The organism is uncultured Kocuria sp. (assembly GCF_947500125.1).
Classification (GTDB): Bacteria; Actinomycetota; Actinomycetes; order Actinomycetales; family Micrococcaceae; genus Kocuria.
The window spans coordinates 18,768-29,928 of the sequence record NZ_CANMRA010000037.1 but is presented as its reverse complement, the minus strand read 5'-3'; the positions used below and the strand labels follow the sequence as shown (position 1 = coordinate 29,928).

Genomic DNA, 11,161 nt, shown 5'->3' with positions numbered 1-11,161 from the left:
GAGAACAGGGAGATCAGCTGTCCGTCAGCAGGGAGGTACGTGTCCGCCTACAGGGAGATTGGCATGTCCGCTAGCACTCGCCTGCTCCACAGGGCCTCGGAAGGCCAACCGCTAATCCGCCACATGTAAGGCAGTGGGTGTTGTGTCCTGGATGCGCAAGCCCGCCGGGGACAGCTGAGGGCCATGCCAGGCACAAGGCCCCTCAGCATTGCGTGGTGATCGTGACCAGCGTGGTGGAACGGGATGTCGATCAGTCCTCGTCCTCGTCGTCGCTCTCGACAAGCTCGCCCCGGACTCCTTGCCCTCGGGGAGGGCGAAGGCGAAGAGGATAAGCCCGGCCACCGGGTCTACCCACGCCGCGCCGGTCAGCGGGAAAAGGGTCAGCCCAGTCAGAGTGGAGACGGACAGCAGCGCGCAAATCCTGGTCTCGGCGGCACCAGCCAGAATCAGGTCGTCACCCAGGGCCGTGCCGGCCTTCTTCTTGACCGCGGCCAGCACCGGCATGATGACCAGCGAGAGCACCGGGATGATGATGCTCACTGGAGAGGGGTTGGGGGTCTTGCGATCGGATTGCCAATTGGGGCCCGCGAGCCAGTCTCGGATCCGTCGGATTCTTCGGTCCGGGCTACGTCGCTTCTCCACATTATCGACGGGTGCCCCAGCCTAAGGGGAGCAAAGACTGGGGCACCCTAACGCCCGTGCACGGGGTGATGAGAACGGGGTGTTCTCACTCGCAAACTATGCCCTCCCCGGTCCGGAAGAACAGCCCGTACAGCTACCAGAGGGCAAGTTATGGGGAATCTTCACGCCATCTTGAGGAAAACTATACAAACGACTTCGAAGTCAAGGCGGGAATCCTACGCTGAGCAGGGGCCACACTGCCGTGGGTGTCCTGATGACGAGGGACACTTCACCCCGTGTTGGCGGGTGAGTCCATCACCGGTCACGGCGACGACGGAAAGACACCGCAACGAGAGCCCCGCAGACCGCGACATCGGGCCCTGGGAGCACGGTTGCTCCCAGCGGGAACCCGGCTTCCTCCGCTACTGTCGAGGACGACACCTCCCGGCGCCGCGGCCTGAGCCTGACGCGGGGCTGTCCGGTGAGCCTGCCCGAGTACCCTGAGGAGCACGACCGCCGTGGAGACCGACCGGCTCAGATCGCTGTCCCCGCACGGATCCGCGGCACCACCGGCCGGACCCGACAACTTGCAGTGCTCCCGCAAGGGCTGCGGCGCGGACGCTGCGTGGCGGATCCGCTGGAACAACCCGCGCATCCACACCCCACACCACCGCAAGAGCTGGCTGGCGTGCCCCGACCACCGCGAGAACCTCGAGAGGTTCCTCCGCGCCCAGGGCTTCTGGAAGGACACCGTCCCGCTCGGCCAAGGCGGGCCCGCCGGGCAGGACCGACCGTGAGCGACGACCGGTTCCAGCTCAGCGGGAAATGGCTCGACTTCTCTCTGTGGGCCGGCGCCGCCGCGGCGGTCTCCGTGGACCTGGCCGACTGGCAGATGGATCGCAACGACCACCCCCTCGGGTAGGAGGCGGTCATTTCGCAAGGGCATGGCAGGCGTCGCCACGGCGAGGCGGATATCTTGTTGGCGTCTCGAGCGGCCGATGCCGTTGCCCGCTCGCCCCGCCGGTTGGAGGCCCCCTGTGAAGCGCACCAGCACCGCCCTCGTCCTGGGGTGCGCCCTGGTCCTGCCCGGATATACCGGCAGTATCGAGGAAGCAGCAGACGAAGCATCCTCCGGATTTCCCGTTGCCGCAAACGGAATCAACGTCTTGGAGGCGGCCGTGTCGATGCCGTCTGAACACTGACCCCCGGGCGTGCCCCTAAGGCCATGCAGTCGAATCACCTGCCGGCGAACACATCGATTCCTGTCCTGCCCTTGAGCGTGCCCGTTCTTCCTCTACACGCTGAAGGCATGAAGATTCGATGAAGAAATGTGCTTCGTTCGGATGGCGGATGGCGGATTACGGCAGATATGAGTGCGCGCTGAATTTATCCTCCCGATATTCTCCGAAGCCACCGCCCGAGAGCCTCGATCGCTTTTCTTACCCTACGCGCGTAAACCGCCCACCGCAGCCACCGGCGGTCTCCCAGTGCTGACAGGCCGCCGCAGGCGTGCCGAGGGTGTGCATCTTCGGGCCCACCAGGGACTCTCCCCGGCCACGCCCCCGCTAACGGTGAACACCCTGACGTTCCCGCTCGAAACGAAGCTCCGCTGGGTCGGGAACACGGTGCTGAGCACCCTCGGCAACCAAGGCGACCACCCGATCAGCGGCCGTGACCAAAACGTGACATTAGGGGGTGGGCCCTGTATCGTCCTCCGCGTGCCGAGAGCTGATCTTCTTGGCGCCCCCGTGGCACATCGCCGAGTTCTGCCGGTGCCCGGGGTTCCTGAAGAGAAATCGCTTGGCAGAAGCGGGGGAACCATTACCGGTCCCGGTGTACCGGGGCCTTGGGGTTAAGCCGTTCAGAGCGCGTGCGTTCTGCGGCCGGGTGTCTCCCACCCGCATCCGACAGCTCACCTCGTAGGCAAAGGGAGGAATCCACCCATGTCGCTTTTCACGCAGAACACTGCCCGCCACCGCGCCGAGACCTCCTCGCGCGCCGTGCGCACCACCACCGTCATCGCCGCCGCCGGCGCAGCGTTGGTGGGCTCCATCGCTCCGGCCCAGGCCTACGCCGAGATCCCCGCCGCCTCCGGGTCCTCCTATGCGGCTCCGGCCTCGGCGATGGCCGATCTGGCCTCCTACACCTACCAGGCCCCGGTCGCCGCGCAGCCCGCCGCCCCCGCCGACCAGGCCCCGGCCCCGCAGCAGAGCGCCGCCACCTCGAGCGTGACCCCGCAGTCCACCGCCACCACCGAACTCGCCCCGGCAGCCGGCGGCATCGTGGGCACGGCCATGCAGGGTGTGGGCACCGGCTACGTCTGGGGCGGGACCTCCTTCGGGGCCTGGGACTGCTCCGGATTCACCGGCTGGGTCTACGCCCAGAACGGCATCGATATCCCCCGCACCAGCTCCCAGCAGATCGCCGCGGCCACCCCGACCTCCACCCCGCAGCCCGGTGACCTGGTGTCCCAGAACGGTGGCAACCACATCGGCATTTACATCGGTGGCGGCAAGATGGTCTCGGCGTTGAACCCGACCCAGGGCACCTTCGTCCACTCCGTCAACGCCATGCCCGTCGACGGGTACTACACCTACCGCTGAGCCGGACTCGCTGCTGCGGTGCCCCACGGGGTCACCGCAGCAGCTACCCGGACCGCTCTCACCCGGGACCGGGCCGCCTCTACCTCACGCGCACCTGCTGCGCTCTTCACCTGCTGCGGGGGTGCTTCTCTCCGAAAACACCCCCGTCGGACATCGGTCGTTCCGGTGACACCGTCCGGGATCAGGCCTGTACTGCGGCGGTGAGTGATGCGCTGGGCGCGGCCGGAACCATTTTCCGCGGCTAACCGGCCGATCACTTGAGTCCGGCGCCCGCGTCTCCACCGTCCAGACCTAGACCGATGTCCTCGTCGACTGCTCCCCGGGGGCGCCCACATCGGGGTCCATCCCGGGGGTGGCGAGGCCGTGCACGGCGGCCGGAACGGCCACCAGGCGGTCCTCGACAGCGTCAACTTCGGCTCCGGGCCGGTCCAGGTTTGCCTACGCTGAGCCGGTTCAGGCATCACATACTCCGGGTGCGTCCTCTTTGAACGACCAGCAAGGAGTGCGCACCCGGTCCTCACATCCCGCCCCAGGCCTGGATCTTCTGCGTCGTCGCCGTTAGCCACCGAGGACGCGCCTCTCCTGCGCTCGAGGATGCACACTCGCCGACATGTCCAGGGGTGGGTGGTGGACGATCTTCCGAAGAAGGCCTTGCAGGAAAGGCTCAGCGCAGTGAGCTACTGTCCTGCCCGTTCATGAGGAGCAAGACCCTTTTTGGGCCTTTCAAGGAGGACGCATGGCTGGTGGTACGGACCCGGAGCGGGCGCGGCAGGAACGTGCGGCGCTGCTGGATCAGCACTGGGCGGCCGATGCCCGGGCCACCCGCAGGCGGCGGGTCCTGGCGGGCGCGGGTGCGGTGACGGCTGTCGCGGCGGTCGGGGCCCTGGTGACGGTGGCGGTGATCAACGATCCCCCGCCCCAGGCGCGGGAGGACATCGAGATCGCCGGGCTGCAGACCTTCGAGGGCCTCGGCAACTCCCACGTGGAGACCGCGGTGGACTACGAGCAGTCCCCCCCCGGTGGGCGGGGACCACGCCAGTGACTGGCTCAACTGCGGGGTCTACACCGAGCCGGTGCCCGAGGAGAACGCCGTGCACGCCTTGGAGCACGGGGCAGTGTGGGCCGCCTACGACCCCTCGGCCCTGTCCGAGGACCAGGTGGCTGAGTTACGCCAGGCCGTCCCGGACACCTACGTGGTGCTCTCCCCCTACGAAGATCTGGGCGCCCCCATCATGATCTCGGCGTGGGGGGCTCAGGTCGCCCTGGACTCCCCGGAAGATGAGCGCCTGGAGCAGTTCGTGACCAAGTACTGGCAGTCCCCCGACGCCCCGGAGCCCGGGGCATCCTGCACCGGCGGCATCGATGCCCCCAGCCGGGTCGCATGAACACCACCAGCACCACCGGCGCCGCCTCCAGGAGCTTGGCAGGGCACCGGGGACGGTGGGTCCTGCTGGTGCTGGCGGCCGTGCTGTTGGTGGCGGCCGGCTGGGCGGTGGGGCAGCTGAGCGCTCCAACGTCGTCCACCCCGGCGGAGGGCAGCCCGGAAGCCGGGTTCGCCCGCGATATGCAGACCCATCACCTGCAGGCGGTGGAAATGAGTTCCTTGGTCCGTGACCGTACGGATGACCCGGAGATCCGCCGGTTGGCCTACGACATTTCCCGCACCCAGCAACAACAGGCCGGGCAGATGTACGGGTGGCTCTCCGTGTGGGGGTTGCCCCAGGCCTCATCCCAACCGGCCATGGCCTGGATGGACGACGGCGATCAGGACCACACATCCATGCCCGGCATGGACTCCACGAGCCCTGGTCCGGACGCGCGGATGCCGGGCATGGCCACCGCCGAGCAGCTGGCCGAGCTGGAGGACGCCCAAGGCCAGGAGGCCGAACGGCTCTACCTCGAGTTGATGATCCCCCACCACCAAGCCGGAGCAGCCATGGCCCAGGCCATCCTGGAGCACACTGACAACCCCGTGGTGACTTCTCTGGCGCAATCGATCGCCACCAGCCAGGCCTCCGAGATCAAGTACATGGAGGACCTGTTGGAGAAGCGCCGCAACCCATCATGATCTCCGTTCGCACGCCAGGATCAGCACCCGTGGCCGGGTCCGCGCAAAAGCTGACGGGCCCAGACGTGAACCGGTTCCCATGCTCGGCCCAGCTGTGCGCCGGGGACCGGAATCCACCAGGGCTCTTCGGCCCCGATCCCCAAGATCGCGGGCAGGTCCGGGGAGAGGCCGGCGTGGCAGGCCCGTCCCTCCTGGACCGGTCCTGGGCTCAGGGCCCGATCCGGACCTCGGGACCGTTCTGTGGCATGCAAAAATGTCCTCATGGCAGTCGATGCTTTCCGTGACCATGGTTGACCGCAACATGGCCGGGCCGGTCTGGGTCCCGTCCGAGCCGCCGAGCTTGGAGAACTTCCTGGCCCCCACGTTGCAACCGATTCCACTCATCCCGGCCATCGCGCTGGTGCTGGCTGTGTTGTATTTCGCCGGAGCGACCCGGCTATGGAGGGCACGCCGGCGGTGGCCGGTGTGGCGGACCCTGTGCTTCCTCGCCGGGTGCGCGGTCACAGCGGTCACCATGGGCGCGGGAATCGAAGGCTACGGGTTGCACATGTTCTCCGTGTTCATGTTCCAGCAGCTGACTTTGATGATGTTCGTTCCCGCGCTGCTGGTCCTGGGCAGCCCGGGCACTTTGCTGCTGCGGGCTGCACCCCATCGCGGGCCCGGCGCCGTGGTGCTGCGCCTGGCCCTGTGGGGGTTGCGTTCGAGGTGGGGCAGGCTCGCCATCCATCCTGCCTTCTTGGTTCCGTTGTTCCTGGTCAGTTTCTACGGGGTGTATCTCAGCGGACTGGACGACCGGTTGCTGCCCACCTGGTACGGCCACATCGGGCTGGAACTGCTGTTCTTGGCCTCCGGGATCCTGTTCACGATCCCGTTGCTGTCGGCCGACCCGTTGCCAGCCAAACAAACCTACGGCAGTCGCTTGGCCGACATCGTCCCCGAGATGCCGTTGCACGCCTTCTTCGGCGTCATCGTCATGATGGCTCCGCTACCCGTCGTGGAGTTTTTCGCCACCCCGCCAGGCAGCTGGAACCTTGACCCGATGGCCGACCAGGTCCTGGCCGGCTCGTTGGCCTGGTCCTACGGTGAATTGCCGTCCGTGCTGATCCTGCTGTTCATCATGAGCCAATGGCACCGCGAGGATGCGCGCAACGCCGCCCGCGACGAGGCCGAGGCCACCGTCAGCGGCACCCCGGATTTGGATGCCTACAACGCCTACCTGGAGCAGCTGCAGCAGCGCACCGAGAACCGCTAGGGGCGTCGCCGCGCTGGGGAATCGATGTCGGTGAGCCCTTCTCGAGTGGTCTTCACCAGGCCAGGTCGTGGCAGCCGGGCCGATCGACGGGTTCCACCTGCAAGGTGGCGTGTTCGATTGCGTATCGTTCACGTAGCACGCCCTGAGCGCCGACGAGAACCTCCTGGTGATCCGTGTCGGGGGCCGCGACGAGGTGGGCGGTGGCCACGTTCATCCCTGAGGTCAGCGTCCACAGGTGCAGGTCGTGGACCTGAGCTACCCCCTCCACATCGCGAAGGGTGGCCGCGACGGTCTGGGGGTCAATGCCGGCTGGGGCGTGCTGGCCGAGCACGGCGAGCACTTGCCGTCCAAGGATCAGCGCCCGGACGATGACGAAGACCGCGATGAGGGCGGCCACGACGATGTCCCAGATCGGATTTCCCGTGAGGATGATCAGGGCACCAGCGATCATGACGCCCACCGAGCCGGCGGCGTCGGCCACCACCTCGAAGTAGGCGCCCTTGACGTTCAGGCTGTCCTTGGACCCGCTGCGCAGCAGGAGCATGGAGACTATGTTGATGACCAGTCCGATGAAGCCGACGATGAGCATTGTCCCAGAGGTCACGTCGGGGGCATCACCGAGCCTGCCGACGGCCGAGACGATGACGTAGGCGCCGACACCGAGCATGATCAGCACGACCAGGCCGGAGGCGAAGATCTCGGCCCGGTAGGAGCCATACGTGCGCCGACCCGTGGTGTCCGGCCTGGCGGCAAGGTGGGTGGCCAGCAACGTGCTGCCCAGGGCCACTACGTCGGCGGCCATGTGGCCGGCGTCGGAGATGAGTGCCAGGGAATTGGCGATCAACCCGGCGACGAGCTCGACGGCGAAGAAGGTCGCCGTCAGCGCGAACGCCGCAGCCAGCCGCCGGCGATAGCGCCCACCCGCGTGCCCTGCGGCGGGCATCGCCGGTCCGTGACTGTGTCCGGCGCCCATCAGGAGCTCCGCCCGTGCCGGGTGTGCTCACGGCTGAGATCGAGCAACATCCGCACGTGCGCATCGGAGAGACGGTAATACACCATCCGCCCGTCCCGTCGGTTTTCGACAACCCCGGCAGCGCGCAACAGGCGCAAGGCCTGGGATACCGACGACTCCGGGACCTCCACCGCGGCAGAGAGGTCGCACACGCACAACTCACCGGCCTCGCACAACGCGTAGAGAATCCGCACCCGCCGCGGGTCACCGAACAACCTGAACATCGCGGCGAGCTGCACTGCCTCGGCGTGCTCGGGAATATTCTGCCGGGTCAACGCCACCTTATCGGGGTGGGCCGCGACGACCACGCAGGTCTCCAGCGGGGTGACTTGGACCATGGGAACTCCTCACACCTGACTAGATCTGCATATGTTATCCCATGGCGCATCTGCCAGCATTCGGGCCCAGCGCCACCGTCGCCAGGGAACGCAACCGATACCGAAGTGGTCATGCCCCCGGCCCATTGGTGACCGGTCAAGGTCCCCGGTAGTCACCAGGACCTGAGTCCATCGAGCATCAGCCCCGTGCGTCGCGGGCTGGAGTACCTCGTGAGGAGTGAGCCCTTGTCCGTCCCGAGCTCAGCCGGGCCAGACAGGAACGGCGCTCTGCAAGCTGGCCTCCCTTCATCGTCTCCCAAGACGCCCCTCATTCCGCACGCGTGCCAATCCTCGTCACGCGATCCCGGCCAGGGGCTCGGAGAGCCCAGGCAGGTGCTCTACCCGCCAACGGCGGTGTCCTCATGTTCTGCCTCGGGCCACCAGCATGTACACAGGCCTGCCGATTGACTCCGACGGCAGGCCCCTTGACGGGGAACCGAGCGCATCCGGAGCCCGACGGGCCCATTCGCTGCAGCGGCTGGGTCCGGGCTCAGTCTTCGCGTCGAGCGGAGGTGAGGACGAGCCCACGTCCGGCGCCGGCGGTCCGGGCCAGGGCCCGCTCCAGCGGGCCCTGGCCGTAGGCGCGCTGCCAGGCTACTGCGAACACCGCCGCCCCGCCTGCGTGGATGAGGAACCACAGGAGGGGCACCTCGTAGTGCACCATGGCGGCCAGGGCCAGCAGGTGGGCGGTGTAGAGGGTCAGGGTCATGGAGCCCGCGGCACTGAGCGGCAGCAACCAGGCGCCGGCTTTCCGCCCGATGAGCAGGAACGCCCCCAGCGCGGCCGTACCGGAGCCGAGGCCGTAGAGGACCGCGATCGGGGTGTTGGTGTGCGGGCCGGGGATCAGCAGCCACCACCACGACGTGTCAGGCAGGACGGGGTCGGGGCCCCACACGATGATCTCGTCGATCTGCTCCTGGCTCAGTCCCGGGGTGGAGCTCATCAGCTGGTCGTAGCCGCCGGCCTGCATGATCAGCACCCAGTAGACCAACCACGCGGCCAGAGCCAGGACCAGGCCCGCCCCGATTAGCCGGCCCTGGACGTGCAGGGACCGCAGGTTGAGCCGGCCGATGGCTACGCCGGCAAGCAGGTAGGTCAGGTATGGGACCGCAGGATAGGTGCCGGTGAACAACAGTTGGGAGAGCACCGTGCCGGGGTCGGTGAGCACCCCGGTGATGGTGGGGTTGTAGACCTCCATCGCGGGCAGCACGCCGCGCAGGGCCTGCATCAGCACCGGGGCGGTCACCGCCGTCACCCCGGCGAGGATGAACAGGGTCCGGGCGGGAAGGTGCAGGAAGGGGATGGCCAGCAGGAAGAACATCCCGTAGTAGGTCAAGATGTTGTAGGCGGGCGGGTCCTCCGGCATGGCCTGGTTCACGAGCAGGCCCAGCACAGTGATCAGCACGGCCCGGATGAGCAGCCCCACCCGGTCGGCGGTCATCGTCCGGCCCCGGTGGGGCGTGCGCCCGCCGGTGGAGAACGCCAGGCCCACCCCGGCCAGCAGCGCGAACAAGGCCGCGGCCCGGCCGGCGAACAGCTGCCACTGCAAGGTGACCTCGTAGGTCTCGGGATCCCAGGCCGGCAAGATGTGGATGGAGAACATCCCGACCAGAGCCAGACCCCGGGCGGCATCGACGCCCACCAACCGGGACTTTTTCACCAGCGGGAGACCTGCGTCCCCAGTTGGCCCTCGCGTCCCCGAGGTCGGGTGGTGGATGCTGACCATGCTGATGGGCTCCTTCTCTGGGATGTACCGGCGGGCCCCCGCCCACCGGTCCGGGCCCTCGAGGCCCCTCCACCCCCATTTGACCAGGGCGGACTATCCCGGACTTATCCTTTTCCTGTGCCCTGGCTGTGTCCGCTGCCGCGTCTCCGGGCGCGCCGTGCGGGCCTGTGAACGGTCGCCTCCGACTCGGGCACCAGCAGCAACCCATTCCAGCCTCCAGGACCGGTGAGGTCGTAGAGTCATCACATCCTGGCCCACCACCTCAGCGATGTCCGACCCGATGGGCTTCTTCCCTACCGGGGCCGGACCCACCACGGATTCCGTCATCCGACGGAACCGCCGCTTCGTCGTCAGCGAGGCGACCGACCAGCAAGGACCTGCTGTGGGGCCGACACATTTGAGCCCGTGCTCAAAAACCATTCAGCTAGCCGTGGTCCTATTGCAGCGGCGCCCGGCGCCTAGACTTACTGGCCTGCCCTTCTGGCACTGCCGTGTCGATACAACGTTCAGGAGAACCCCTATGACCGACAACACCGCACAACATGCTGCTGCGGGATCCACAGCGCCCGCCCGTGCTGCTGGAACGGCCGCCCTCGACTTTCAGGATTTGGTGGCTCCGGTTCCGAAAGCGGTGCGCAAAGATTCCGGCACCCACGAGGTGTCCCCGGCTCCCTCCACCGGTGCCCGGTGGGCGGCGGAGTTCGCGGGCACTACCGTGCTGATTTTCGCCGGGGTGGGCACCGGGATTTTCGCCACCCAGGTCATCGATTCAGCACTGGGTTTCGGGCTGGGGCTGCTGGCGGTGCTGGTGGCTTTCGGGCATGTCTCCGGGGGTCATTTCAATCCTGCCGTGACCCTGGCGGCGGTCGTGGCCGGGCGCACTTCGCCCAAGGTCGCCATCGGTTACGTGGTGGCCCAGGTGCTGGGGGCCCTGGCCGCGGTGGGGTTGCTGTGGGCGGTGCTGATGACACTGATCGATGCTGCAACCACCGCCCAGGCTCTGGGGGCGGTGGCCAACGGCTACGGGGAGAACTCCACGTCCCAAGCCGGCTGGCCCACCGTGCTTCTGATTGAGTTCGTGGCGAGCACCTTGTTCGTCCTCGTGGTTCTGGGTTCAACCGCCCCACGGGCCAACGCGGTATTGGCCCCGGTGTCGATCGGGGCGACCTTCGCGTTCCTGCTCACCATCCTGGCGCCGTTCGACGGCGGATCGCTGAATCCGGCTCGCTCCACCGGCACCGCGGCCATCGGTGGCGCACAGAGCCTGTCCCAGTTGTGGCTGTTCTGGGTCGCCCCGTTGCTGGGGGGTTTGGTGGCGGGTCTCATCTACCGTGTGGTGGATTTGGGCCGCGCACCCCGCCCCGCCACTGCGCCATCCACGGAAGACGCCACAGCGAACAACAGCACCGACACTTCCAGCGCCCCGGAAGTGTGAGGGAATCGAGCAGTGTCTCGTGACGGGACGGTTCTATGCACCATGACGTCCCGCTGGAGCCATCTGG

The 11,161-nt window shown here is 67.4% G+C and carries 13 protein-coding genes and 1 riboswitch; of the genes, 9 read left to right on the top strand and 4 right to left on the bottom strand.

The window, feature by feature from the left end; translation table 11 throughout:
- Positions 1–111: 111 nt before the first annotated feature.
- Positions 112–540 (bottom strand): hypothetical protein, encoded by a 429-nt coding sequence (locus Q0817_RS17655; protein WP_298591252.1) that lies wholly within the window; start codon positions 538–540, stop codon positions 112–114.
- 599 nt (positions 541–1,139) lie between these two features.
- Here Q0817_RS17655 and Q0817_RS17650 point away from each other — a divergent pair.
- The 8 genes from Q0817_RS17650 (at position 1,140) to Q0817_RS17615 (ending at position 6,544) form a co-directional block, all read left to right on the top strand.
- The gene (locus Q0817_RS17650) at positions 1,140–1,418 is read left to right on the top strand and encodes a hypothetical protein (protein ID WP_062737383.1); all 279 of its coding nucleotides are present in this window, start codon (positions 1,140–1,142) and stop codon (positions 1,416–1,418) included.
- Positions 1,415–1,543 carry a hypothetical protein gene (locus tag Q0817_RS17645; protein WP_255219702.1) on the top strand — a complete coding sequence of 43 codons (129 nt, stop codon included), beginning with the start codon at positions 1,415–1,417 and terminating at the stop codon, positions 1,541–1,543. The genes Q0817_RS17650 and Q0817_RS17645 overlap by 4 nt, the downstream gene beginning before the upstream one ends.
- A 115-nt stretch (positions 1,544–1,658) precedes the next feature.
- The gene (locus Q0817_RS17640; protein WP_154676752.1) at positions 1,659–1,823 is read left to right on the top strand and encodes a hypothetical protein; all 165 of its coding nucleotides are present in this window, start codon (positions 1,659–1,661) and stop codon (positions 1,821–1,823) included.
- Positions 1,824–2,368: 545 nt separating this feature from the next.
- Positions 2,369–2,559, top strand: a riboswitch (cyclic di-AMP (ydaO/yuaA leader).
- A gap of 5 nt (positions 2,560–2,564) precedes the next feature.
- Positions 2,565–3,224 carry a C40 family peptidase gene (locus tag Q0817_RS17635; RefSeq protein WP_298591246.1) on the top strand — a complete coding sequence of 220 codons (660 nt, stop codon included), beginning with the start codon at positions 2,565–2,567 and terminating at the stop codon, positions 3,222–3,224.
- Between the two features lie 736 nt (positions 3,225–3,960).
- A complete protein-coding gene (locus Q0817_RS17630; RefSeq protein WP_298591244.1) occupies positions 3,961–4,266 on the top strand; it encodes a hypothetical protein in 306 nt (101 codons plus the stop codon).
- Positions 4,244–4,609: a DUF3105 domain-containing protein gene (locus Q0817_RS17625; RefSeq protein ID WP_298591242.1), complete on the top strand. Its 366-nt coding sequence runs from the start codon at positions 4,244–4,246 to the stop codon at positions 4,607–4,609. Before Q0817_RS17630 ends, Q0817_RS17625 begins: the two co-directional genes overlap by 23 nt.
- Positions 4,606–5,292, top strand: coding sequence for a DUF305 domain-containing protein (locus Q0817_RS17620; protein ID WP_298591240.1), 687 nt, complete (start codon positions 4,606–4,608; stop codon positions 5,290–5,292). Before Q0817_RS17625 ends, Q0817_RS17620 begins: the two co-directional genes overlap by 4 nt.
- A gap of 286 nt (positions 5,293–5,578) precedes the next feature.
- On the top strand, positions 5,579–6,544 hold the full coding sequence (locus tag Q0817_RS17615) for a cytochrome c oxidase assembly protein (protein WP_298591238.1): 966 nt from the start codon (positions 5,579–5,581) through the stop codon (positions 6,542–6,544).
- A gap of 52 nt (positions 6,545–6,596) precedes the next feature.
- On the opposite strand, the gene Q0817_RS17610 is transcribed toward Q0817_RS17615, so the two are convergent.
- The 3 genes from Q0817_RS17610 to Q0817_RS17600 form a co-directional block, all read right to left on the bottom strand.
- Positions 6,597–7,517, bottom strand: coding sequence for a cation diffusion facilitator family transporter (locus tag Q0817_RS17610; protein WP_298591236.1), 921 nt, complete (start codon positions 7,515–7,517; stop codon positions 6,597–6,599).
- Positions 7,517–7,894, bottom strand: a complete 378-nt coding sequence (locus tag Q0817_RS17605) for a helix-turn-helix transcriptional regulator (protein ID WP_298591234.1) — start codon at positions 7,892–7,894, stop codon at positions 7,517–7,519. The genes Q0817_RS17610 and Q0817_RS17605 overlap by 1 nt, the downstream gene beginning before the upstream one ends.
- Before the next feature lie 529 nt (positions 7,895–8,423).
- The gene (locus Q0817_RS17600) at positions 8,424–9,659 is read right to left on the bottom strand and encodes a heparan-alpha-glucosaminide N-acetyltransferase domain-containing protein (RefSeq protein ID WP_298591232.1); all 1,236 of its coding nucleotides are present in this window, start codon (positions 9,657–9,659) and stop codon (positions 8,424–8,426) included.
- 520 nt (positions 9,660–10,179) lie between these two features.
- Here Q0817_RS17600 and Q0817_RS17595 point away from each other — a divergent pair.
- Entirely contained in the window at positions 10,180–11,094 is a 915-nt protein-coding gene (locus tag Q0817_RS17595; protein WP_298591230.1) for an MIP/aquaporin family protein, read from the top strand.
- Positions 11,095–11,161 lie beyond the last annotated feature (67 nt).